General features: G+C 62.1%; 19 protein-coding genes. 4 read left to right on the forward strand and 15 right to left on the reverse strand.

The window, feature by feature from the left end:
* Positions 1-44: 44 nt before the first annotated feature.
* Both LVE68_RS00820 and phhA read right to left on the reverse strand, forming a co-directional pair.
* Positions 45-515 carry an Lrp/AsnC family transcriptional regulator gene (locus LVE68_RS00820; RefSeq protein ID WP_232942253.1) on the reverse strand — a complete coding sequence of 157 codons (471 nt, stop codon included), beginning with the start codon at positions 513-515 and terminating at the stop codon, positions 45-47.
* A 271-nt stretch (positions 516-786) separates the two neighbouring features.
* Positions 787-1602 carry a phenylalanine 4-monooxygenase gene (gene phhA, locus LVE68_RS00825; protein ID WP_232942255.1) on the reverse strand — a complete coding sequence of 272 codons (816 nt, stop codon included), beginning with the start codon at positions 1600-1602 and terminating at the stop codon, positions 787-789.
* Between the two features lie 202 nt (positions 1603-1804).
* On the opposite strand from phhA, the gene LVE68_RS00830 reads away from it, so the two are divergent.
* Positions 1805-3241 (forward strand): TyrR/PhhR family helix-turn-helix DNA-binding protein, encoded by a 1437-nt coding sequence (locus LVE68_RS00830; protein WP_370636704.1) that lies wholly within the window; start codon positions 1805-1807, stop codon positions 3239-3241.
* Positions 3242-3273: 32 nt separating this feature from the next.
* Here the strand turns inward: LVE68_RS00830 and LVE68_RS00835 are convergent, their stop codons facing one another.
* On the reverse strand, positions 3274-3633 hold the full coding sequence (locus LVE68_RS00835; RefSeq protein ID WP_232942259.1) for a DUF962 domain-containing protein: 360 nt from the start codon (positions 3631-3633) through the stop codon (positions 3274-3276).
* A gap of 264 nt (positions 3634-3897) precedes the next feature.
* Between LVE68_RS00835 and LVE68_RS00840 the strand changes: the two genes are divergently transcribed.
* Positions 3898-5121 carry a CaiB/BaiF CoA transferase family protein gene (locus tag LVE68_RS00840; protein WP_232942261.1) on the forward strand — a complete coding sequence of 408 codons (1224 nt, stop codon included), beginning with the start codon at positions 3898-3900 and terminating at the stop codon, positions 5119-5121.
* Between the two features lie 57 nt (positions 5122-5178).
* On the opposite strand, the gene LVE68_RS00845 is transcribed toward LVE68_RS00840, so the two are convergent.
* From LVE68_RS00845 to LVE68_RS00855, 3 genes are all read right to left on the reverse strand, one after another.
* Positions 5179-5739 carry a serine O-acetyltransferase gene (locus LVE68_RS00845; RefSeq protein ID WP_232942263.1) on the reverse strand — a complete coding sequence of 187 codons (561 nt, stop codon included), beginning with the start codon at positions 5737-5739 and terminating at the stop codon, positions 5179-5181.
* Between the two features lie 149 nt (positions 5740-5888).
* Positions 5889-7913 (reverse strand): CocE/NonD family hydrolase, encoded by a 2025-nt coding sequence (locus LVE68_RS00850; protein WP_232942265.1) that lies wholly within the window; start codon positions 7911-7913, stop codon positions 5889-5891.
* A gap of 38 nt (positions 7914-7951) precedes the next feature.
* Positions 7952-9271 carry an ATP-grasp domain-containing protein gene (locus tag LVE68_RS00855; RefSeq protein WP_232942267.1) on the reverse strand — a complete coding sequence of 440 codons (1320 nt, stop codon included), beginning with the start codon at positions 9269-9271 and terminating at the stop codon, positions 7952-7954.
* A gap of 227 nt (positions 9272-9498) precedes the next feature.
* On the opposite strand from LVE68_RS00855, the gene LVE68_RS00860 reads away from it, so the two are divergent.
* Complete coding sequence (locus LVE68_RS00860; protein ID WP_232942269.1) at positions 9499-10152, forward strand: lysozyme inhibitor LprI family protein; 654 nt, start codon at positions 9499-9501, stop codon at positions 10150-10152.
* 97 nt (positions 10153-10249) lie between these two features.
* Here the strand turns inward: LVE68_RS00860 and asnS are convergent, their stop codons facing one another.
* From asnS to metH, 5 genes are all read right to left on the reverse strand, one after another.
* Entirely contained in the window at positions 10250-11650 is a 1401-nt protein-coding gene (gene asnS, locus LVE68_RS00865; protein WP_232942271.1) for an asparagine--tRNA ligase, read from the reverse strand.
* Positions 11651-11853: 203 nt separating this feature from the next.
* Entirely contained in the window at positions 11854-12408 is a 555-nt protein-coding gene (locus LVE68_RS00870; RefSeq protein ID WP_232942273.1) for a DUF934 domain-containing protein, read from the reverse strand.
* Complete coding sequence (locus LVE68_RS00875) at positions 12395-14053, reverse strand: nitrite/sulfite reductase (RefSeq protein ID WP_232942275.1); 1659 nt, start codon at positions 14051-14053, stop codon at positions 12395-12397. Before LVE68_RS00875 ends, LVE68_RS00870 begins: the two co-directional genes overlap by 14 nt.
* Before the next feature lie 510 nt (positions 14054-14563).
* Positions 14564-14821, reverse strand: a complete 258-nt coding sequence (locus tag LVE68_RS00880) for a DUF2970 domain-containing protein (RefSeq protein ID WP_232942277.1) — start codon at positions 14819-14821, stop codon at positions 14564-14566.
* A 23-nt stretch (positions 14822-14844) separates the two neighbouring features.
* Positions 14845-18540 (reverse strand): methionine synthase, encoded by a 3696-nt coding sequence (gene metH / locus LVE68_RS00885; RefSeq protein ID WP_232942279.1) that lies wholly within the window; start codon positions 18538-18540, stop codon positions 14845-14847.
* A 296-nt stretch (positions 18541-18836) separates the two neighbouring features.
* Here metH and nfuA point away from each other — a divergent pair, with 296 nt between their 5' ends.
* Positions 18837-19439, forward strand: a complete 603-nt coding sequence (nfuA, locus tag LVE68_RS00890; RefSeq protein WP_232942281.1) for a Fe-S biogenesis protein NfuA — start codon at positions 18837-18839, stop codon at positions 19437-19439.
* A 74-nt stretch (positions 19440-19513) separates the two neighbouring features.
* Here nfuA and LVE68_RS00895 read toward each other — a convergent pair whose 3' ends face one another.
* From LVE68_RS00895 to LVE68_RS00910, 4 genes are all read right to left on the reverse strand, one after another.
* Positions 19514-20506 (reverse strand): endo alpha-1,4 polygalactosaminidase, encoded by a 993-nt coding sequence (locus LVE68_RS00895; protein WP_232942283.1) that lies wholly within the window; start codon positions 20504-20506, stop codon positions 19514-19516.
* Between the two features lie 449 nt (positions 20507-20955).
* Entirely contained in the window at positions 20956-21099 is a 144-nt protein-coding gene (locus LVE68_RS00900) for a DUF3096 domain-containing protein (protein ID WP_232942285.1), read from the reverse strand.
* A 137-nt stretch (positions 21100-21236) separates the two neighbouring features.
* Positions 21237-21692 carry a thioredoxin TrxC gene (gene trxC / locus LVE68_RS00905; protein ID WP_232942287.1) on the reverse strand — a complete coding sequence of 152 codons (456 nt, stop codon included), beginning with the start codon at positions 21690-21692 and terminating at the stop codon, positions 21237-21239.
* Between the two features lie 133 nt (positions 21693-21825).
* Positions 21826-22899, reverse strand: a complete 1074-nt coding sequence (locus tag LVE68_RS00910; protein WP_232942289.1) for a 3-deoxy-7-phosphoheptulonate synthase — start codon at positions 22897-22899, stop codon at positions 21826-21828.
* Between the last annotated feature and the right edge of the window lie 131 nt (positions 22900-23030).

The raw sequence follows: 23030 nt of genomic DNA on the forward strand, positions 1-23030 counted from the left end.
GATCGTTGTTAAAATTATCGGGTACGGTACTCGAGCGGCCGGTGTCACTCTCCGGAGGGGATCGGCAGTTCTGTGGTGCTCTTGATCTGCTCCATGGCAAAGTTGGAGACAATATCGCTGATGCCCACCTGGCGGATCAGTTCCTTGTAGAAGCGGTCATACGCGGCGATATCACTGACTACGATGCGTAGCAGGTAATCGTACTCACCGGCCATGCGGTAGCAGTCGACCACCTCGGGCAGTTTTGCCACCAGGGCCGCAAATGATTCGGCCCACTCGGCTGTGTGCTGGTCGGTTTTCACCTGGGCGAAAACCGATACCGGCAACCCCAGCACCTCCGCATTCAGGAGGGCCACCTTGCGGCGGATGATGCCGCTTTTTTCCAACTTCTGGATCCGCCGCCAGCATGGGGTCTTGGTCAGCCCCACACGCTCGGCCAGCTCTTCAATGGAGAGGCTAACATCTGATTGCAGGATAGCAAGAAGTTGTCTGTCAATCGCGTCAAGTGAGGACATTGCTCTACAAGGCTCCCTATAACGCGGGGTGTGTATCCCTGAACCGTAAACTGGGGGCCGTCAATGGCAACAAAATACCCCGGCTAATTTGTATGCAGTGCGGGGATCCGACGTTGGGAATCGTTGGCCTCTCACTGCACTCACACCGGTAACGTTAATCTCCGGTGAGGCGAGTCGGTAGCCCGGATTTCTCCCCGGGGCTGGGGAGTGGGGAAGCGGGAGGTGGGCATTGCCGAATGCGCGCCACAGGGGGCCTGTGGCGCGTACCGGGTCAGGCTGCGTTCTTGGGCGGGAAGCGGGGCTCGAACAGGCCCCGGTCGATGGCCTCGCGCACATGGCTCATCAGGTCTATTTCGGTGAGCTCCTGCAATTGCTGCAGGTCGTTCAGCACGTAATAAATCGGCTGTACGATATCGATGCGGTAGGGGGTGCGCAGCGCATCGAGCACGTCAAAGTCGTAGCGGGCCGGTTCATCGCCCAGTGCATACAGGGTCTCCTTGGGAGAAGACAGGATACCGCCGCCGTAGATGCGCAGGCCGTCACTGGTCTGCAGCAGGCCAAATTCCACCGTAAACCAGTACAGGCGGGCCAGGTACGCACGCTCCTTGGGGGATGCCGCCAGGCCCAGCTGGCCGTATTTCTGTGTGAAGTTGGCAAAAGCCGGGTTGGTCAGCATGGCGCAGTGACCGAAAATCTCATGGAAAATATCCGGTTCCTGCAGGTAATCGAACTCCTCCGGGGTGCGGATAAAGGTGGCGACCGGGAATTTGCGGTCCGCCAACAGCCCGAAAAAGGTCTCGAAGCCGATCAGGGCGGGCACCCGTGCAACTTCCCAGCCGGTCTCCCGACGCAGGACGCTGCTGACCTCTTCCAGTTGCGGGATGCGGTCCCGGGGCAGGTCCAGGAGCTCGAGGCCGCGCAGGTATTCGTCGCAGGCCCGTCCGGGCACCACTTCCAGCTGGCGTTCGATCAGGCGCTGCCAGGTCTGGTGCTCCACATCGGTGTAGTGGATATAGCCCTGCGCGTCCGGCTCCCGGGCCACATACTTGCTCGGTTTCTTGCCGTTGGCTTGTGATTCTTTCTTCATGGCTCTGCTCTCCCGTCGCTCCGCTTTTGACGTCCCTGCGTACCGATGGCCGCAGGGTCCCGCGGGCGCGTTAACTCTTTGTTGTTATCACCCGTACATTCTTAGACAGGCGCAGGCCCGAACGGCAGTCCCCGGGGCCCATAGTTGCGCCCTGGTGTGCGCCGGGACTAAGATTTCTGTAAATAATTGTTTACAGATTCTTATGCGAATAGAAATAACATGTGAAAATCGTGTAGGTATATTGCAGGAAATTACGGCCATATTTGCCGATTTTCGCGTTAACGTGACTTCCGGTGAGCTCGGTGGCGACAGTGGTGACAAGGTCTACCTTTCGGCGCCGGGGATGCTCAATACCCAGTTCAGCGCGATCGAGAAATCCCTGTTGCAGGTGCCCGGCCTGAAACGGGTACGCCGTATTTCCCTGATTCCCTCCGAACGCCGCCACTTCGAGCTGGACACACTCCTGCGCCATGTCTCGGAGCCGGTACTCTCGGTCGACCGCGAGGGGCGGGTGGTCGCGGCCAACCTGGCCGCAGCACGGGCCTTCGGCGTCAGTATGGACCGGGTGCCGGGCATGCAACTGCAGCGCTTCCTGCCGCTGCTGCAGGTGGCGGAGTTACTGCGGGATTTTGCCGTGCCACGCTATGGGGTGCCGGTTACCGTGCGCGGGCAGGATTTCCGGCTGGAGTGGGTACCCATTGCACTGGGGGACGACAGCGCGGTGGAATCCCTCGCTGGCGCAGTGTTGACCCTGCAGCCAGACGCAGATACAGCGGCCCTGTCGCGACTGCCATCACCGGTAGCGTTGTGGGATTTCGATCTTCGCCGGCAGGCCTGCCTGGACCTGCAGGAAATGGCGGCGTTGGCGTCGCCGCTCTTGATAACCGGAGAGGCGGGAAGCGGCAAGAGCACCTTTGCCGGCGCGGTTCATTACCTGTCGCCGCTGGCTTCCCGGGGGGACTGTATGCGCCTGGATCCTTCCCAGGGATTCGAGGCAGGCTTGCCTTCCGGTGCCTGGCCGGATGCCGGAACCCTGGTGATCGAGGAGCCGGAGCGGTTGGCCCCGGCCGCGCAGCAGTCACTCCTGCGGCAGCTGCGGGCGCTGCCCCGAACCGTCCGGGCAGTGGCCACGAGCCAGCAACCCGCGCTCCTGCAGCCGGCCCTGGCCCAGTTTTTCTCTGAACTGGTACTGGAGCTGCCACCCCTGCGCAGTATGCGTCCCGCGATCGGCCGTTTTGCCAGTGCGACATTGCGAGAGCTGGATAAACCCGGGGCGGCGGGTCAGCGGGAAGGGCTGGCCCTGGGCGAGCAGGCTGCGGAGTGCCTGCATGGGTTTGACTGGCCCGGTAACTTTGCCGGCCTGCATGATTGTCTCGCCGCGGCCGTGCGCCGCTGTCGCGCCCGAGGGGCAACGGAGATCAGCGCTGGGGACCTGCCACAGCCGGCACGGGCGGGAGATGGACTGCCGCTCGACTGGGCGCGGGGCCTGGGTTACCGCGAGGTGATGGACAAGGTGGAGCTGGGGCTGCTGCAGGCGCTGCTGGAGCAGCGCCTGTCGACCCGCGAAATGGCCCGCAGGCTGGGGATTTCCCATACGTCAGTAGCCAACAAGTTGCGCCGCCACGGCCTGGCCCGCTGAGGCCGGGCGGCTCCTCGGCTGTTGTCCGCGGTTCAGCGCTGGATCCGCCCCAGCAGCATATCCCGGAACATCACAAAGTCGCCCAGCAGGCTGTAGAGGGGATGCCTGAACGTGGCGGGGCGATTGTGCTCAAAGAAGAAGTGGCCGGCCCAGGCAAACCCGTATCCCGCCAATGGCATGGCCAGGAGCCAGAGCAGGTTGCCGGTAACCAGCGTGAGCAGCAGCAGCGCGATCACCAGTGAAGTGCCGACAAAATGCAGGCGCCGGCAGGTGATATCGGCGTGCTCACCCAGGTAATAGGGATAGAAGTCGGCGAATGAGCGGAATGCTTCCGGTTGGCCTTCCTCTCCAGGTGTTGAAGTGTGGGATTCTTGCCGGGATTCTGTCGTCATCACTGGGCCCTCCTGTGCTGGGCAGTGTGGGTATTTTTATTCTCGCCAAGAGTGTACGCCCGTACGCGGCCGGCTCCAAGCCGGCCGCCGGCGGTAAACCCCGGCGCCATTCCCTGTGGTGGGGGCCTCTCCCCGGGCACCGGCGAAGCTTCTGGCAACAGCGCGCCGGAGAATCTGGTAGTCTGCGTTCCGGATTTGAGCCCGCCGGGCCTGTGCCACCATTGCAGTAGGTCACGGGTGTGAAGAATAAAGGAGTACACAGTTATGCCGGGTCCGCTTTCCCACCTGAAGGTTCTCGACCTGAGCCGGATTCTCGCCGGCCCCTGGGCGGGGCAGGTCTTTGCCGATTTCGGTGCCGAGGTAATCAAGGTTGAACGCCCCGAGCGCGGCGACGACACACGCCACTGGGGCCCTCCCTACCTGAAAGACGGCCAGGGTGCCGACACCAGTGAGGCGGCTTACTACCTGAGTGCCAACCGGGGCAAGAAATCACTGACCCTGGATATCACCACGGAACAGGGACAGCAGATTGTGCGTGACCTTGCGGCGCGCTGCGACGTGCTGCTGGAGAATTACAAGGTGGGTGGCCTGGAGAAATACGGGCTGGATTACGCGTCCATCCGCGAGATCAATCCCGGCATCATCTATTGCTCCATTACCGGCTTCGGCCAGACTGGCCCCTATGCCAACCGCGCCGGCTACGACGCCATGATCCAGGGCATGGGAGGCCTGATGAGCCTTACCGGGGTGCCCGAGGGCCAGCCGGGCGCGGGCCCGCAGAAAGTGGGTGTCGCGGTTGCCGACCTGATGACCGGGATGTACGCGGTGTCGGCGGTGCTGGCAGCGGTGATCCACCGGCAGCAGACCGGCGAGGGCCAGTATATCGACCTGGCACTGCTGGACACCCAGGTGGCCTGGCTCGCCAACCAGGCGCAGAATTTCCTTACTTCCGGTCGCAGTCCCGAACGCCAGGGCACTGCCCATCCCAATATCGTTCCTTACCAGGCGGTACCCTCCCGGGACGGTTATTTTATGCTGGCGGTGGGCAACGATGACCAGTTCAAGCGCTTTTGCCAGATTGCCGGCCTGCCAGAAGTGGCGGAGCAGCCCGCGTACGCTACCAACGCGGCGCGGGTGCTGGCGCGGGAGAAGCTGGTTCCGCTGATCGAGCAGGCGACCCGGGAGCGGGATTCGGACTGGTGGCTGGAGAAACTCAGTGAAGCCCACGTACCCTGTGGGCCGATCAATAACCTGCAGCAGGTATTCGGGGATCCCCAGGTGCAGGCGCGGGAAATGGTGGTGGAGCAGGAGCACCCGACCGCGGGCACTGTGCGTACCGTGCGCAACCCGGTGCTGTTTTCTGCATCGCCGCTGCAATACGACCAGGCCCCGCCGGTGCTCGGCCAGCATACCGAGGAGATCCTGCGGGACCTGCTGGGCAAGGGCGCCGGCGAGATCGAAGAGTTGCGCAAGCAGAAAATTGTCTGATTACGGGGGCTGACCCGGGGGGAGCAGAGAGGCTGCCCCGGGTTGTACTGCCGGTGTTCACTCCGCCAGTGTTGCAGCCCGGTCCGTTGGGGACTCACCTGGAATTGGCCCGGAACTTTCCCGCCTATCGCTCAATGTGCTGGTCCTGGCGACCTGTGCGGGAATGCCGACAGCGACGGCACCGGCGGGAATATTCTCCAGAACCACCGCGTTGGCGCCAATACGCGCATAGTCACCGATGGTGACAGGCCGGATAATTTTAGCCCCGGCCCCGATGTCGACATTGCCCCCCAGAGTGACCCCGTTCACCAGGGTGACCTGCTGCAACAGCAGGCAGTTGACTCCCACACTGGCACCGGGGTGAATGACAACCCCGTTGGGGTGGGGCATCTGCAGGCCGCCGCCAATGCGACAGTTCAGGGGGATATCCGCCCCGGAAACGATGCTCCAGAAGCGGTGGCGCACTACCGCCAGCTTGCGGCGGAGCCTGTCCAGTGGGCCGCTGCCGGCAGACTGGTACTCGCGTATGCTTTTCAGCAGCTTGCGCGATGGGTCCCAGAAGCCCCTGGGCTGTTCGCGCGTCCAGTCGGGCTCTGTGGCGGAAATCTCCTGTGGCATCCCTGTTATTCCATCCCTGTATTTTCCACTTGCTGCGGGCGGGGTTTGCCCGCGCCGGCGTCCGGGCAGACAACATAGCATTGCTTGCCGGATCCGGGAAATGAAGAAAGCAGAAAGGAACAGCCTGCAGGCACCGGCCAGTAAACTGGTCAGAGGAAATCCCGGGGGATCTTCCGTTGCCAGTTTTCCGCGTACACCCGGCCATCGCCCTCCCAGGCATCCAGTTGTGCGTGGATATAGAAAAAGTCCGCATCCGCAGTGAGCACTGTGCGTGTGGTGGTGCGCACAGACCAGTCGCCACGGGAAAAAGTGCGTTCGGTACGGGTCTCGCCCTTCAGGGAGTTGAAGTCGTTTTCCTGGAACGTGTACCAGTTCCAGATGCGGCTGGCGAACTCCAGGTCGATCTCATCGATGCGGATCAGGCCGTCATCCTTGATCACCTCCAGGGTCCAGATATCCTCGGCCAGGTCTGAATGCACCAGCCAGTTATTGTGTGGGGACTTGATATATTCAGATTGTTCCGGCTTTGCTCCCACCGGTTCGTCGAACTGGATATCCGCATCGCTGGCGCGGGGCTTGCGCAATGGCAGCACCAGGTTGCTGGAGGAGCAGTAAATATCCAGCCTGACCGGCCGTGGTGGCGGCCAGGCCAGGGCCCAGTAGGAAGTCGATACGCTCACCCGCAGTCGGTGGCCCTTCGGGAATACCTGGGCGACATGGTTCATTGCCACGTTGATGCGGTATTTCATTCCCGGCACCAGCTCTGCGGGTTTGTCGTGCCCGTGCCTGTGGGCCAGGTTGAACAGGCCGTAGGTAACCCGGGTCGCGGCCCCGTTGGGATTTACATCCGAGAGCCGCACCGCGACCATCGCCATCGGTTGCGAAGAGGAGAGTTCAATCTCCATGCGCGGTGCGCCAAGGATCTCGATATCGTCCTGCAGGGGTGCGCTCTGGAATACCAGCGCTCCGCCATCCTCCTGGCGCTGGTCGTGGGGCAGGTCGGGGGCGGCGGTGTACGAGCACCATTTACCGGCGAACAGGCCAACGCTGAGGGGGGACTGTACGCTGAGCACATTCTCCATCACACAGGGTGGCTCGTTGCCGAACAGTATCCGGTAGGCGGAGAGATCGTAGACACGCTCGATGATATTGTCCGAGGGCCAGCTGTCCTCGCCGACCCAGCGCCCCGGCCGCTGCCAGTAGTATGTGGTGGGGGGAACACTGTCCTGCATCCACGCCCGCAGGGTGGGTTCGCGGGTAATACCGGTTTCTTCTCCCTTGAGCCACTGGTCCCACCAGCGCAATGCCTCGCCGAGGAAGTCGATGGCCGGGCCCGGTATTCCCTGGTGGGGATACTTGTGGCCCCAGGGGCCGATCAGGGCCATGCGGGGCCCCTGCAGGTGCTGCAGCAGTCGGAAGATGGCGTTGGTATAACCATCGGCCCAGCCGCCCACCAGCATCGTCGGGACCTGGATGGCGTGGTAGTTCTCGCTGACGGAACCGTGTTCCCAGTAGCCATCCCGGTACTGGTGGCGCAGCCAGATATCCAGCCACAGGCCACTGCCGCGCAGTCGCTCCAGCCACATATCGCGCCACCGGTCGCCCACCAGTTCGGGGTCCGGTGGGCAGGTATTGATGGAGAACATGGTGGTGGCCTCCGACAGGTTGTCGGTGAGCAGGCAGCCGCCCATGTAATGCATGTTGTCGACGTAAAGGTCGTCGGTGGAGCAGCAGGACACGATGGCCCTGAGCGGTCCGGGGCGCCGCGCGGCCACCTGCAGGGCATTGAACCCGCCCCAGGAAATACCCTGCATGCCGACACTGCCGTCACACCAGGGTTGCCGCGCAATCCAGTCAATGGCTTCCACCGCGTCGCTGAGCTCCTGCTCCCGATACTGGTCGATCATGACGCCGCTGGACTCGCCGCTGCCACGGAGGTCCACGCGCACACAGGCGTAACCATGCCCGGCATAGTAGGGGTGCATGATGGAGTCACGCAGGCGCGTTTTATCCCGCTTGCGGTAGGGAATATATTCCATGATGGCCGGTACCGGCCGCTGGGGGGCATCCTCCGGCATCCAGATACGCGCCGCCAGCCAGCCGCCGTCCGCCAGCGGGATTTCGATATGTTCGATCGCGGTGATCTTGCACGGGAATTCGGTCACTACCCGCATCGACACTCCCCAGGCGAAGGCTTGCGTGAACGCTGATTTCAGAAGCGAACGCTCTCGAACTGGAACGGCTCGAAACTGCGTCCGTCTGCAAATTCGAATCTCAGCTGGCCGGCCAGTTTCCGGTAGGTTTCCAGGAGTTCATCCTGGTCCTGGGCGCCCAGGCAGATATCGGCTATCTCATAACTGTAGCTGTCCTGGCCTGGCAGGTCGCTCAGTTGCTGGCCCTCTTCTACGATCGGGTGGATGCGGCAACCGGGGATTGACGCTTCCAGGGCCCGTATTTCCGCCTCCGGGGGGACGCGGGTGACGACGGTGTCGTGATAGCGGCGCAACATGAATTTTGCGGCACACCTGAACGGGCCCTGGAGTATGGAAAAGTCCGTGACGCGGTCGAGCGCGACGTCCAGGGCCGCTTCGTGGTTCGAGACGCCGTGGACCTTGACGAACTGGTCACTGTGGGACTGGGAAATCCGGGTATTGATTTCCAGCACCCGGAAACTGTCGGTGGCCGGGTCCCAGAAGAACTCGATCCCGAAGGCGGAGTTGTCGAAGCCGATCTGGCGCAACAGGCGCTCGCCGGCGGCACAGATCTTTTCCTGCGCATAATCCGGCCACACTGACGGGTATTCGTAGCGGGTGAAACTCTGGTTGCGGCTGTCCTTGACGGTATCGACAATCCCGTGAACCCGGTAGCGCCCATTGATCATGGTGCCCTCGATACCGCATTGCTTGCCGCTCAGGAGCTTTTCCGCCAGGCACCAGTTGCCATCCACTGAACCGACCTCGGGGGGAATGTCGACCCGGTCGAGGGCGTAATTGAGCAGCTCCCCCAGCTGGCGGATCTCGCCGCGAATAATGCCGATTGCGCGGTGGAAGCCCGCTTCGTCCTCGACCCGGAAGCCGAGCTGGGAGGAGTGGCTGACCACTGGCTTGAGCCAGAACGGGAAGCCGAACTGGAGTTGGCCCAGGGGATCGTCCGCAAACGGGTCCACCGGGCAGAAGTCCGGTATCCAGTCGGGCAGGGCGGCACGCTGTTCCAGCCGGCTCCAGTACTTGTGCTCGCATTTCAGCACCGCCAGCAGGTCTGCCGAGCGCAGGCCGTGTTGCCGGCAGAGGATGGGGTGCAGGGTGCTGGAGGGGAAGTCCCAGTGGTTGATGATGCCGGCGAGCTCGCCGTTGTAGGCGCTGACCTGCTGTTCGGCGTCGTCGAGCAGTTGCGCCATGGGCCGTTCGGGAAACCAGACGATCTCGTCGTCGGTAAAGAGTTTATGCCAGTGGAACTGTTCTGCACCGCGCACCGCATTCAGGTACTCGCGGTGCAGGGGCGCGAGCCCAAAAACAAAAAACTGCCTGGCCATGTCACTCCCCGTGGGCAGGTATATAAACATCAGGTTTTTGCAGCATAGCAGCCCAGATCTGGCCGAGTGCTGCATGCCGGTGTTGAATTCCTGTATTTCCACAGCGGCTTTCAGTCGGTGAACTTCCGGGTCAACAGGAAAGATTCCTGCGCCAGTGCTAGATTGGTAAAAGACGAATTCCAAGACGGTGAGAAGTGATGTCTGTCTCAGGTTTTCGGCGCAGGGCAATGCCCCTGGTCGGTTGTTTCCTCGCGCTATGGGTTCTTTCGTTACTGGCCATGGATGCCCAGGGGGCGGCGAGCCGGGTCAGTTGCGGAGACCTTTCAGGCCTGGCAATAGAAAACCTGGTGTGCCAGGATGCGGAGCTGGGCGCCCTGGATCGCGTGCTGCGGGAGGTGATGGACGGCGCCGCGACCTTACGGGATCTCGGTGGGGCGGCGCGCAAGCGCCTGCAGGCCTCCCAGCGCGACTGGCTGGAATCGCGCAATGGCTGCTGGCAGGCGGAAAACCCTCGCACCTGTGCATTGCGCCACTATCGTCGCCGCATCGCCGAATTGCAGGTTGAGCTGGCGCTGGCTGGCCCCGCGCGGGTAACCCGGTATGACTGTCGTGGCGAAGCCCTGACCCTGCGATTTTACGATACCAGCGTCCCCTCACTGACAGCAGCGTTCCGCGGCCGGGATATCTTTATGGTGCCCCCCGGGGGTGTCCCGGGCAGGCGCTATGCGGGGGCATCCCTGACCCTGGAGCTGGGCGATGGCGAGCTGCTGTTGCAGCCTGCCGGCAGCGCGGACGCCCCCCTGAGATGCGTTGACAGTCGCTGGTATGCAGGCCAGCAACAGCACCGCAGCGCGTTCGCCCAATGCGGGGACCGGCCCTAGGTCAGGGCGGTCACCAGTTTTCTGGTCGCGCCAGAAACAAAAAGCCCCGGCTTCGGGCCGGGGCTCTGGCGGTGCGCTATCGGTCAGTTGATAGCGATCAGAAGGCTGCGTTGCGCGGTGTGCGCGGGAAGGGGATCACGTCGCGGATATTGCCCATGCCGGTGACGTAAGACACGATCCGGTCGAAGCCCAGGCCGAAGCCCGCGTGGGGTACGGTGCCGTAACGACGCAGGTCCCGGTACCAGTCCAGGTGCTCTTTGGGGATTTCCATTTCGTCCATGCGCGCGTCAAGCTTGTCCAGTCGCTCCTCACGCTGTGAACCACCGATGATTTCACCAATACCCGGGGCGAGGACATCCATCGCCGCGACGGTCTTGCCGTCGTCATTCATGCGCATGTAAAACGCCTTGATGTCCTTGGGGTAGTTCATTACCACAACGGGCTTTTTGAAATGCTTCTCGGCCAGGTAGCGTTCGTGCTCGGAAGCCAGGTCGATACCCCAGGAAACCGGGAACTCGAACTTCTCCTTGCAGTTCTCCAGGATCTCGATGGCCTCGGAGTAATTGATACGTGCAAAGTCGTTCTCGACGATGTTTTCCAGCCGGCTGATGGCTTCCTTGTCGATGCGCTGGGCAAAGAATGCCATGTCATCGGCACGCTCTTCCAGTACTGCCTTGCACACGTATTTCAGCATCTTCTCTGACAGCGCTGCGATATCAGCCAGTTCGGCGAAGGCGATCTCGGGCTCCACCATCCAGAATTCCGCCAGGTGGCGGGTGGTGTTGGAGTTTTCCGCGCGGAAGGTCGGGCCGAAGGTGTACACCTTCGATAGAGCCAGGCAGTAGCTCTCCACATTCAGCTGGCCGGACACGGTGAGGAAAGTCTCCTCGCCAAAGAAATCCTCATTGAAATCCACCGCACCCTTGTCGGTGCGCGGCAGGTTCTCCAGGTCCAGGGTGCTGACGCGGAACAGCTCGCCGGCGCCCTCGCAGTCGGATGCGGTGATGATCGGGGTGTGTATCCAGTTGAATCCCTGCTCGTGGAAAAAGCGGTGGATCGCCTGGGCGATGCAGTTGCGCACGCGGGCCACGGCGCCGCCCACGTTGGTGCGCGGGCGCAGGTGCGCGTGTTCGCGCAGGTGCTCCATGGTATGGCGCTTGGGGGACATGGGATAGGTGTCCGGGTCCTCGACCCAGCCCACTACATGGACTTCGCTCGCCAGCAGCTCGATTGCCTGGCCCTTGCCCTCGGACGGCTTGATGGTGCCGACAATATCGACGGCACAGCCGGTGGTAAGGCGCAAAACCTCGGACTGGTAGTTGCTGATGGATGACTCGACCACCACCTGCAGGGGATCGAAGCAGCTGCCATCGTGGACCGCCAGGAAGGACAGCCCGGCCTTGGAGTCGCGGCGGGTACGGATCCAGCCCTGCAGCCGGGCCTGTTCGCCCTCGCGACCGCTGGATTTCAAAAGAGTATCTACAGACTCGACTTGCATTGTTCTCGCTCTGTATTGGCTAGTCATCGGCGGTGCCTGAATTTTGCACAGTACCGCGCGGGTCAATTACGGCGGGCATATTGGACTGTTGGCGAGCGGAAATCCAGCCCCCGGGCGGGTCCCAGGGGGGTGGTGGAACCTGGGACGCGCCCTGCGGACGACCAGGGGGAGGGAGGGGCCCGTCGTCGCCGACGGGCAGGGTGTTATCCCGCCAGGGGGCGGCGGCGAAAGATGGGCCGGGATTCGTCCACGGCGGCCTGGTAGCTGTCGCTGAAGTCATGCAGGGACGGGAGCAGGTCTTCCAGGGACTCCTCGCCCTCGTAGGCATAAGCGTCAAAACCGCAGCGGCGCAGGTATGTCAGCTGGTCGCGGATAAAGGCGCCCACAGCACGCAGCTCGCCGGTAAAGCCAAAGCGCTCGCGCAGGAGCCTGCCAGTGGTAAAGCCGCGGCCATCGGCGAACGCCGGGAAATGCACGGCAACCAGGGGCAGCTCGCGGGCCGCCTCACCGAGCAGGTCGGCGGTCTCGTTGCTGTCGAGCCATACGCCGATCTCCCCGCTGCGGTCGGACAGGTCCTCGCGCAGTCGTTGCCAGACCGGGAAAGGCAATATGACCTTGCCCGGAGCCAGCGTATCGGCGGTGATCTCCGGGGCCTCATCGCTGGCTGGCAGCAGTCGCCATTCATTACTGGCGACAGCGCCACCGCGGATCAGCTGGGCCGGGTTCTGGGGTTGCGGTCCGGCTTTAGGCTTTGGCATAGACTCTCTCCTTGAATGGCTGCAGGCCAATGCGCTGGTAGGTATCCAGGAACAGCTCGTCCGGGCGGCGCTGCTCCACGTAGATATTGAGGATTGTGCCGATCACGTCGGGGACCTCGGCCCGGGAGAAACTGGGACCCAGCACTTTGCCCAGGCTGGCATTCTCCGACGAGCTGCCCCCCAGCTGCACCTGGTAGAACTCCTCTCCCTTCTTGTCCACGCCGAGGATGCCGATATGGCCCACATGGTGGTGGCCACAGGCATTCATACAGCCGGAGATGTTCAGGTTCAGGTCACCCAGGTCGTAGAGGTAATCCATATCGTCGAAGCGGCGCTGGATCGCCTCTGCCACAGGGATCGACTTGGCGTTGGCCAGTGAGCAGAAATCGCCGCCGGGGCAGCAGATCATGTCGGTCAGGGTACCGATATTGGGTGTGGCAAAACCATGCTTGCGGGCGGCCTGCCACAGGGCCTGGAGCTCGTCCTGCTGCACGTCTGCGAGCACCACGTTCTGGTCGTGGGTGACCCGTGCCTCACCAAAGCTGAACCGGTCAGCCAGGTCGGCAATGGCCTCCAGCTGGGAATCCGTTACGTCACCCGGCGGCACGCCGGTGGGCTTGGTGGACAGCCGCACGGCCCGGTAACCGGGAACCCGGTGCGGGAAGGTGTTGCGTTCCAGCCAGCGTGCAAATGCCTTGTCGCCATCCGCCTGCGCCTGCAGGTCGGACTCCGTCGCGGCGGCATCAAACCGGGCGTAATCCGGGGCGTCGAAGAATGCGCGCGCCCAGTCGAGGGCCTCGGGCGTCAGGCGGTCGGCGCCGTCCCTGATCTGCTCCCATTCCCGCTCCACGCGGCGGCCGAACTCTTCAGGGCCCAGGGCCTTGACCAGGATCTTGATGCGGGCCTTGTACTTGTTGTCACGGCGGCCCAGCTGGTTGTAGACCCGTACAATGGCCTCGAGGTAGGACAGCAGGTCCTGCTCCGGGAGGAAGTCCCGGATCAGCTCCGCAATCACCGGGGTGCGGCCCTGGCCACCACCCACATAGACCTGGAAACCGATCTCGCCGTCGCGCTCGATGATCTGCACCCCGATATCGTGTACCCGGATCGCGGCCCGGTCTGCCTTGGCGCCATTGACGGCTATCTTGAATTTGCGCGGCAGGAAAGCGAATTCCGGATGGAAGGTGGACCACTGGCGGATCAGCTCGCAGTAGGGCCGGGGGTCGGCGATTTCATCGCGGGCGACGCCGGCGTAGGGGTCCGAGGTGGTATTGCGGATGCAGTTACCGCTGGTCTGCACCGCATGCATTTCGACTTCCGCCAGCTCGGCCAGGATTTCCGGCACATCCTCCAGGCGCGGCCAGTTGAATTGCAGGTTCTGGCGGGTGGTGAAGTGGGCATAGCCCTTGTCGTAATCGCGGCTGATGCGCGCCAGGCGTCGCAGCTGGTCGCTGTTCAACAGCCCGTAGGGCACGGCAATACGCAGCATGGGGGCCAGGCGCTGGATATAGAGGCCATTCTGCAGGCGCAGTGGCAGGAACTGCTCCTCATTCAGTTCACCGGCAAGGTAACGCTCGGTCTGGCCGCGGAACTGCGCCACGCGTTCGCCGATGATGGTCCGGTCCCGTTCGTCATATCGATACATAAGAGCTTGATTCCATTGCCTTTTTTGCGCAATCCGGAGCAGCGGGAAAAGCTCCGCTGATTCTCCGATGGCGCATAACATACCAGCGCGCTTATGCAAAAAATAACAATATTTTTTGCTAAATCAGTAACTAATGGTTATATGCAAGACGGGGCCGGACAGGCCCGGGGCCGGTGCTGTGCGCCACCCGCTTGCGCTGCCTGTGGCTATTTGCTCTACTTGGCTGACCGTTGCAAAACGGCCACAGCTACCTGAATAAGAATAATGCGTAAGCGGAGTTTTCCGATGAGTGAAGAAGTAGTTGTATCAAATGATAGCGATAATGCTGTAGATGCCATCGCCGCGGTGGCGCTGGTTGCCATTTTTGTGGTCACCTGTGTTTACTGGGTAGCTTCCCAGTAAGCTGCCACAGCCCCCAGCCGCCCGGGTAGTTGCGGTACCGGGTGGGCTGATCACGCCCCTGCGATTCCTGCCTCCCGCTGGCAAGCCCGGTGACACGCGTCGCTGGTGTCAGCCCATGTTTCCCAGCACCAGTTTCACCACCAGCACCAGTGTCAGCACGAACAGGCCGGTGAAGATAATGCCGGCGGCAATATAGGTCTTGATATTCCCGCCGCGGAAGTCGCGCTCGCGATTCCTGCTGCTCTGGACTCCGATAGCGGCGGCCAGGGTGCTCAGCACGACCTGGCCGAATGAGGGGGGCTTGCCTTGCGCTTCAGCGTCACGCTGCCCATCCCTGTCCCGGTTTTCCTGTGGCTCGTTCAGCATGGGGCTCGATTCCCGTTCATTGCTTAATCGTCGAGATTGGGGCGCAACCAGCGCTCCAGTTCCTGCTCGCCCATGCCCTTGCGTTCGGCGAGGCTCGCCAGCTGGTCGCGGCCGATTTTGCCAACATTGAAGTATTTTGCCTCCGGGTGCGCGAAATACCAGCCGCTTACCGACGCCGCCGGCATCATGGCGAAGTGGGAGGTCAGGCTGATACCGGCGTTTTCCCCGGCTTCCAGCAGCCGGAAGAGTGTCTCTTTCTCGGTATGGTCCGGGCAGGCCGGGTAACCCGGGGCAGGGCGGATACCGGTATAGGCCTCGCGGATCAGCTCCTCGTTACTCAGGGATTCGTCCGGGGCGTACCCCCAGTAGTCGGTGCGCACCTGGCGGTGCAGGTGCTCGGCCAGGGATTCCGCCAGGCGGTCCGCCAGGGCCTTGACCATGATTGCGTTGTAATCGTCATGTGCAGCCTCGTATTCCGCCGCCAGCTCGTCGGCGCCAATACCGGCAGTCACGGCGAACCCGCCCACATAGTCGGCCACGCCGGAGCCCACAGGTGCAACGAAGTCCGCCAGGGAGCGACACAAGCCATCGCCGCCGCGCTTCTGCACCTGCTGGCGCATCTGGTGGAGTCGTGCCAGCTCGGTGGTACGGGACTCATCGCTGTAAACCACCACGTCATCGCCGTCGCTGTTGGCCGGCCACAGGCCGATCACTGCACGGGCCCGCAGTAGCTTTTTGTCGATAATCTGCTGCAGCATCATGCGGGCGTTCTTGTACAGGTCTGTGGCTGCCTCGCCGACCACTTCATCGTTGAGGATGGCCGGGTACTTGCCGGCCAGGTCCCAGGAGATAAAGAAAGGCGTCCAGTCGATGGTGTCCACCAGGGCGTCCAGGGGAATATCGTCGAGCACGGTGACGCCAGGCTTGCGGGGGGCTGCCGCGGTGTAGCCCTGCCAGTCGAATTGTGGCGCCGCGGCCAGCGCCTCTTCGTAACTCAGGCGCTTGTCATTGCGCTTGCGGTTGGCCGTGCGATGGCGAACTTTCTCATACTCTGCGCGGATGCCCGCCACGTAACCCGGGCGGTGCTCGTCCGAAAGCAGGTTGCTGGCAACGCCCACTGCCCGCGAGGCGTCGGGAACGTAAACCACCTGGTTACGCTTGAACTGCGGCTCGATCTTCACTGCCGTGTGGGCCTTGGAGGTGGTGGCGCCGCCGATCAGCAGGGGCAGGTCGAAACCCTGGCGTTCCATCTCGGCGGCAACATGGACCATTTCATCCAGGGAAGGCGTGATCAGGCCTGACAGGCCGATAATGTCGCAGTGTTTTTCCCTCGCGGTCTGCAAAATGGTCTCTGCGGGGACCATCACGCCCAGGTCGATCACCTCGAAGTTATTACAGGCCAGCACCACGCCCACAATATTCTTGCCGATATCGTGCACATCGCCCTTGACCGTCGCCATGAGGATGCGGCCATTGGGCTTGGTGTCGGCGGTCTTCTCCGCCTCGATATAGGGCTGCAGGTAGGCCACTGCCTGTTTCATCACGCGGGCCGACTTGACCACCTGGGGCAGGAACATCTTGCCCTCGCCAAACAGGTCGCCGACCACGTTCATGCCGTCCATCAGCGGGCCCTCGATCACCTCCAGTGGCCGGCTGGCGGCCTCGCGGGCAAGCTCGGTGTCTTCCTCGATATAGGTGGTGATGCCCTTGACCAGCGCGTGCTCGAGGCGCTTGTTGACTGGCCACTCGCGCCAGCCCAGGTCCTCCTTGCGCGCCTGGCCGGCACCATCGCCGCGATATTTTTCTGCTATCTCCAGCAGCCGCTCGGTGCCGTCCAGTCGCTTGTTGAGGACCACGTCCTCGACGTGCTCGCGCAGTTCCTGCGGCAGGTCGTCGTAGACCGCCAGCTGGCCGGCGTTGACGATGCCCATGTTCAGGCCGGCCTTGATGGCGTGGTAGAGGAATACCGAGTGGATCGCCTCCCGCACCGGATTGTTGCCGCGGAATGAGAAGGAAACGTTGGAGACCCCACCACTCACCTGTGCACCCGGCAGGTTCTGGCGAATCCAGCGGGTGGCCTCGATAAAGTCCACCGCGTAATTGTTGTGCTCATCGATACCGGTGGCGACGGCAAAGATGTTCGGGTCGAAGATGATATCGCCCGGGTTGAAGCCCACCCGGTCCACCAGGATCCGGTAGCTGCGCTCACAGATTTCCCGCTTGCGCTGGAATGTGTCCGCCTGGCCTTTCTCGTCAAACGCCATCACCACCACAGCGGCGCCGTAACGCAGGCACAGGCGGGCCTTGTCGACAAAGTCCTCTTCGCCTTCCTTGAGGCTGATGGAGTTCACGATCGGCTTGCCCTGGATGCACTTCAGGCCGGCCTCGATAACCTCCCACTTGGAGGAGTCCACCATAAACGGCACTTTGGCGATTTCCGGCTCGGTGGCGGCCAGGTTCAGGAAGCGGCGCATGGCGGCGACCGAGTCCAGCATCGCCTCATCCATATTGACGTCGATTACCTGGGCACCGTCCTCCACCTGCCGGGCGGCCACCTCCAGCGCGGTGTCGTAGTCGTCGTCGAGGACCAGGCGCTTGAAGCGCGCAGAGCCGGTGACATTGCAGCGCTCCCCCACGTTGACGAACAGGGAGTCCTCGTCCACGGTAAAGGGCTCCAGGCCCGACAGGCGCAGGGCTGGCTTGATCTGGGGGAGTTTGCGCGGCGCGATATCGGCCACGGCAGCGGCGATGGCCGCGATGTGCTCGGGGGTCGTGCCGCAACAGCCGCCGAGGATATTGATAAAGCCGCTGCGGGCGAATTCCGCCACGATCGCCGCGGTCTCTTCCGGTGTTTCGTCGTACTCTCCAAACTCGTTGGGCAGCCCGGCGTTGGGGTGGGCAGAAACATGCTCGGCGCAGACCCCGGAAAGGGCCTCGACATAGGGGCGCAGTTCGGTGGCGCCCAGGGCGCAATTCAGGCCGACACTGAGCGGCCGTGCGTGGGCAATGGAGTTATAGAATGCCTCGGTGGTCTGGCCCGACAGGGTGCGGCCGGAAGCATCGGTGATGGTGCCGGATATCATGATCGGCAGTTCGTGGCCCAGGTCGTCGAACAGGCTGTGCAGGGCGTAGATGGCGGCCTTGGCGTTCAGGGTGTCGAAGATGGTCTCGATCAGGATCAGGTCACTGCCGCCCTCGATCAGCGCGCGCCCGGCCTCGCGGTAGTTCTCCACCAGTTCGTCGAAAGTCACATTGCGGGCACCGGGGTCATTGACGTCCGGGGAAATACTTGCGGTACGCGAGGTGGGGCCCAGTACACCGGCGACCCAGCGGGGCCGGTCCGGTGTCGCCACCTCATCGGCCACGCGCCGGGCCAGCTCTGCAGCGGCGCGGTTCAGCTCGGGAACCAGGTCTTCCAGGTCGTAATCGGCCTGGGACAGGCGGGTGGAGTTGAAGGTGTTGGTCTCGATAATGTCGGCGCCTGCCGCCAGGTAGTCGCGGTGGAGGCGCTCGACCAGCTCCGGCCGCGTGATCACCAGCAGGTCGTTATTGCCCTTGAGGTCGCCCTGGTGGTCGGCGAACCGGGCGCTGCGAAAGTCGTCTTCCTGCAGTTTCTCCCGCTGGATCATGGTGCCCATGCCGCCGTCCAGGATAACGATGCGCTGGGCGAGCGCAGACTGGAGTTGCTCGAGGCGTTGACGGCGGGACTGCTGGGACATTGACGATTCCTTGCTAAGCATTCGGGTCTGGACCGGTGTTCGGGCTGCCTGGCTCTGGGCCATGGGCTCTGAACCTTTGTGGTCGCTGAGTCATTTCAGGGCGGCCATATTAACACGGAGGAGCCCGCCTGCATTGCCCGGAAAGTGATTGGGGTTCGATATAACCGCTTGATCTTAAAGGGAAGTTACTGGTTATTTGGGCGGATTTGGTGCGATCTGGCGACTGCCCAGGTTTAACTCGGGCGCAAGTGAGAGTAAAATACCCGACAAGGAAACTCGGTTATTTGAGAAGTTATATGTCACAAGAACCTGCAGAACTGAATGTCACCATTACAGAGTCCGCCCGGGAGTACCTGCGCGAGCTGCTGGAGAAGCAGGATTGCGAGGGCATTGCCATACGCATGTTTGTCTCCAATCCGGGTACACCGAACGCAGAAACCTGTATTGCCTATTGCCGCCCGGGCGAGGAACAGGAAGACGATGTGATGATGGAGCTGGACGGCCTCAAGGCCTTCTTCGAGGGTCGTTCTGTGCCGTACCTGGACGAGGCCAAGGTGGACTACTCCTCGGACAAGATGGGTGGCCAGCTGACCATCCGTGCGCCCAACTCGCGCATGCCCAAGATCACTGATGACAGCCCGATCGAGGACCGCATCAATTATGTCCTCTACAACGATATCAACCCTGGCCTCGCTGCCCACGGTGGCCAGGTGAGCCTGGTGGAGTTCACCGAGGACAACTATGCGGTCCTGCAGTTTGGTGGCGGTTGCCAGGGCTGCGGCATGGTGGATATGACCCTGAAAGAGGGTGTGGAGAAAACGCTGAAGGAGAAGGTTCCGGAAGTGGTCGGGGTGAAGGACATCACTGACCACACCGACAAGTCCCAGGCTTACTATTGAGCCGTCTCCAGGCATGAAACGAAAGGCGGGCCCCAGGGGGCCCGCCTTTTTTTTGCCGGTTCATGCCTCAGGGATTATTCCGCCTCAAAGAACTCGTATTCATCCACGTAGTCGAGGTAGACCCCGTCAAACGCGGAATCCAGGATCCGGTCGAGATAGTCATCGCCTGAACCGAACAGGATGTCCCGCCACCCGTCCTCCCAATAGCGCACGTGGTAGTTCCCCGGGTTACCGGCCACCTCCTCCACCAGCCAGGTTGGCGGGTTGGTGGGCCAGCTGTTCTGCCAGTAAAAGCGGTTGCTCTCGGCCTGGCCGATGCTCATGTAGGCCAGCAGGAGTCGCCGGCCTCCATCGGGCTTGAGTTGCAGCTGTTGCAGCTGGGCGGCGGTATACGGCTGGCCGTTGAAAAAGAAATCCAGGATCAGCAGGTCATAGTCCGTTGCGGCGAGCGCGTCGATAAGCTCCTGGCGCGTGGAATAAAGCCGGGGGTTGGTCAGGTGCAGGAAGTTGCGGGCCTGCGCCAGCGTATCGATATCGCGGCGATTCAGGCCGGGAATCTCGGCCGGGTAGTCCGGGATGCTATCCAGCTGGCGGTTGGGGGCCACAAAGCCGGTAAAACCGGCATCCTCGATCAGGCGATACGCTTCGTCGATATTGCGCTGGCTGTTGGCGAAGTCGGTTACCAGGACAGTGATACTGGCATTGTCGACCGCCAGGTCGAGCAGGTCGCGCAGCCGCTGGCTTTCCTCATCGGGCGTTGGCTGGTCGACGTTTTGGGCACCGAAAAACAGTCCCTCAACCCCGAGGCCGTTGACCGCCTCCAGGTAGGCTTCCTGGATTGTCCCGGTGCTCCGCCCGTCACTGGTAACCAGTCCGGTGCCACCCTGTGGGACAACAATAAAGTCCTCTTCGATATCCCTGGCGTAGGTGCTGATGTCCCGCACCAGGTTGCGCATGTCGATGCGGTAATTGCGTTTTTCGGTCTGGAATCTGAACTCGGGCAGATCGTCGAAATCGCAGGCGACCAGTAGCAGTGGTACCAGCAGTAACACCAGGTATCTTTTCAATTCTCCTATCCTCCCTGTTCCGCCCCGGTTAATGCCTCTCCGTCCCCACGCAGAATTTGCGGGCGCTCACGTGGCTGTCTGGCAGTGTTCCGGGCTCGTCGTTGGCGCGCTATTGCCAGCACCCCGGTTTCGACATCATAGCTGCCTGAAACACTAACAGGAGAAGCGTGGTGATACCTGATGCGGTGCACATTTCTGGTCCTGGCGGAACCCGGGGGTGCGGGCCAGGCCGCTCGCTGCTCTCTGGTTACCGCGTCGTGGGGATTCCAGGTAGCGCAGTACGGCAAGGGGCGAGAGGTTGGGTTGGAGGGGGATGGCGCCAGTAGTCCGGGAAAGCACCAGCGGGGTTTGGCTATGCGGGAGCTGTTACGGCTCCCGCCAACCGGCATGCACCGGGACTGTGGACCCGGTACACACGGTTGCTGAACAAGCTGTAGGACGCAGGTGGGTCAGATGTGGATGTTGAGAATCTGGATCAGGCCGATGGCAATGAGGTAACCGGCAACGATGTAATTCAGTAACTTCGGCTTGATCAGGATAGCCACGCCAGCCAACAGTGCGAGAACAGGAGCGAGTTCGAGGTGTAAGGTCATATCAAATACCCTTTGGTGTTGTTATGTGCCAAGAGGGTAAACGCTGATTCGTAAATGAAGCAAGCGACCGTGTGGTGATCACGGAATTTCGCAAGGGGCGGGTTTACCCGCAAGGTGGGGCAATCGTTCCTGCAGTGCTATAAGCCGAGAGTAGCCAGCTGTTGCTCCAGCCATTGCTGGAATTGTGCCCGGGGCAGGGCGCCGGAAAGCCGCGTGAATTCCTTCCCACCATAGAACAGCACCAGTGTGGGAATGGAGCGAATCTGGTAGTTCGTGGAGGTCCGGGGGTTGGCCTCCGTATCGACTTTGGCGAATATGACGCGGGTCGCCATTTGGCTGGCTACGTCACTGAAGACCGGTGCAAACTGCTGGCAGGGCCCACACCAGGAGGCCCAGAAATCCACCACCAGAGGCAGTCCGGTTTCGCCGACCAGGCGGCCGAAATTGGCGTCCCCCGCGCTTATGGGTTTACCGGTGAGCAGCCTCGTGCGGCACTTACCACACAGGGGGCGGTCAGCGAGCCTCTGTGGGGGAATCCTGTTGATGGCACCGCATGCGGGGCAGAGTATTTGCAGGGGAGATTTGTCTGTCATGCCGGGGTCCCTGTTGGCGCAGCCAGGCAAATAATGGCAAGCCAGCCCCGGGGGTTCAAGTCGGCCCCGGGAGAGGTATGGGAAGGCGGTTGAGGGAGGGGGCAGGCCCGTTGGCGGGCCCGCACGGGAGGCACTAGCTGTTCCGCGCCTGCAGGGGATCGCGCAGTTGTTCCGCCATCTTGAGCAGCAGCGATTCCGTGGTTTCCCAGTCGATGCACTTGTCGGTAACAGAGACGCCGTACTCCATCTGGCTGTGGTCCTCCAGGATCTTCTGGTTACCCGCCTTCAAATTGCTTTCCACCATGATGCCAATGATGGAATTGTTGCCGTCGATGATCTGGTGCGCGACATTCTCCACCACCAGTGGCTGCAACTCGTGGTTCTTGTTGGAGTTGGCGTGGCTGCAGTCGACCATGATGTTGGGGACCAGGCCGGCTTTCTCCAGTTCCTGTTCGCACATGGCGACACTGACGGAATCGTAATTGGGTTTGTCGTTGCCCCCACGAAGTACCACGTGGCCATAGCGGTTGCCGGCGGTATGGATGATGGAAACCTGGCCGTCCTTGCTGATACCCAGGAAGCGGTGGGGGTTCGCGGTGGACTGCAGCGCATTGATGGCCACATCCAGGCTGCCGTCGGTTCCGTTTTTGAAGCCCACAGCGGAAGACAGGCCACTGGCCATTTCCCGGTGGGTCTGGGATTCGGTGGTGCGCGCGCCAATGGCAGACCAGGAGATCAGGTCCTGCAGGTACTGCGGGGAAATCGGGTCCAGCGCCTCGGTGGCGGTAGGCAGGCCCAGCTCGGCGATATCCAGCAACAGCTTGCGACCGATATGCAGCCCGTCCTGGATCTTGAAGGAATCGTTCAGGAAGGGGTCGTTGATCAGTCCCTTCCAGCCAACCGTCGTGCGGGGCTTTTCAAAGTAGACACGCATGACAATCAGCAGGGTATCGGAGACCTGGTCGGCCACTTTTTTCAGGCGCTGCGCGTAGTCGATGGCGGCGTCGACGTCGTGAACAGAGCATGGGCCGATTACCACCATCAGGCGATGGTCCTTGCGGTCAAGGATATCGCGTACGGCGGCGCGACCGGCTGCCACGGTTGCCTCGGCGGCCGGGGACACCGGCAGCTCGGCCTTGAGCTGTTCGGGGCTGATCAGGATTTCCTGGGAGACGACATTCAGGTCGTCGAACTGCTGTGTGGTCATGGTACTAACTTTCGCTGTTACTCTCTGTGGAACCGGCCCTGTTGAACCGTGCCTGTTATACAGGGCCGCGCCGCGACCCCCAGGGAAGGCATATCCTACTCACAGCCGGCGACAAGGGCGAGTGTTTCAGG

Origin of the sequence: Microbulbifer sp. YPW16 (assembly GCF_021290385.1) — a bacterium.
GTDB lineage: Bacteria > Pseudomonadota > Gammaproteobacteria > Pseudomonadales > Cellvibrionaceae > Microbulbifer > Microbulbifer zhoushanensis.

Excerpts from the sequence above, each read along its gene's own strand:
- trxC (WP_232942287.1), bottom strand. The coding sequence starts at position 21,692 with ATGACAGACAAATCTCCCCTGCAAATACTCTGCCCCGCATGCGGTGCC.
- LVE68_RS00870 (WP_232942273.1), bottom strand. The coding sequence starts at position 12,408 with ATGCCAAAGCCTAAAGCCGGACCGCAACCCCAGAACCCGGCCCAGCTG.
- LVE68_RS00910 (WP_232942289.1), bottom strand. The coding sequence starts at position 22,899 with ATGACCACACAGCAGTTCGACGACCTGAATGTCGTCTCCCAGGAAATC.
- LVE68_RS00845 (WP_232942263.1), bottom strand. The coding sequence starts at position 5,739 with ATGCCACAGGAGATTTCCGCCACAGAGCCCGACTGGACGCGCGAACAG.
- nfuA (WP_232942281.1), top strand. The coding sequence starts at position 18,837 with ATGTCACAAGAACCTGCAGAACTGAATGTCACCATTACAGAGTCCGCC.
- LVE68_RS00860 (WP_232942269.1), top strand. The coding sequence starts at position 9,499 with ATGCCCCTGGTCGGTTGTTTCCTCGCGCTATGGGTTCTTTCGTTACTG.
- LVE68_RS00855 (WP_232942267.1), bottom strand. The coding sequence starts at position 9,271 with ATGGCCAGGCAGTTTTTTGTTTTTGGGCTCGCGCCCCTGCACCGCGAG.
- LVE68_RS00900 (WP_232942285.1), bottom strand. The coding sequence starts at position 21,099 with ATGACCTTACACCTCGAACTCGCTCCTGTTCTCGCACTGTTGGCTGGC.
- metH (WP_232942279.1), bottom strand. The coding sequence starts at position 18,540 with ATGTCCCAGCAGTCCCGCCGTCAACGCCTCGAGCAACTCCAGTCTGCG.
- LVE68_RS00875 (WP_232942275.1), bottom strand. The coding sequence starts at position 14,053 with ATGTATCGATATGACGAACGGGACCGGACCATCATCGGCGAACGCGTG.
- LVE68_RS00880 (WP_232942277.1), bottom strand. The coding sequence starts at position 14,821 with ATGCTGAACGAGCCACAGGAAAACCGGGACAGGGATGGGCAGCGTGAC.
- asnS (WP_232942271.1), bottom strand. The coding sequence starts at position 11,650 with ATGCAAGTCGAGTCTGTAGATACTCTTTTGAAATCCAGCGGTCGCGAG.
- LVE68_RS00850 (WP_232942265.1), bottom strand. The coding sequence starts at position 7,913 with ATGCGGGTAGTGACCGAATTCCCGTGCAAGATCACCGCGATCGAACAT.
- LVE68_RS00830 (WP_370636704.1), top strand. The coding sequence starts at position 1,805 with ATGCGAATAGAAATAACATGTGAAAATCGTGTAGGTATATTGCAGGAA.
- LVE68_RS00835 (WP_232942259.1), bottom strand. The coding sequence starts at position 3,633 with ATGACGACAGAATCCCGGCAAGAATCCCACACTTCAACACCTGGAGAG.
- LVE68_RS00820 (WP_232942253.1), bottom strand. The coding sequence starts at position 515 with ATGTCCTCACTTGACGCGATTGACAGACAACTTCTTGCTATCCTGCAA.
- LVE68_RS00840 (WP_232942261.1), top strand. The coding sequence starts at position 3,898 with ATGCCGGGTCCGCTTTCCCACCTGAAGGTTCTCGACCTGAGCCGGATT.
- phhA (WP_232942255.1), bottom strand. The coding sequence starts at position 1,602 with ATGAAGAAAGAATCACAAGCCAACGGCAAGAAACCGAGCAAGTATGTG.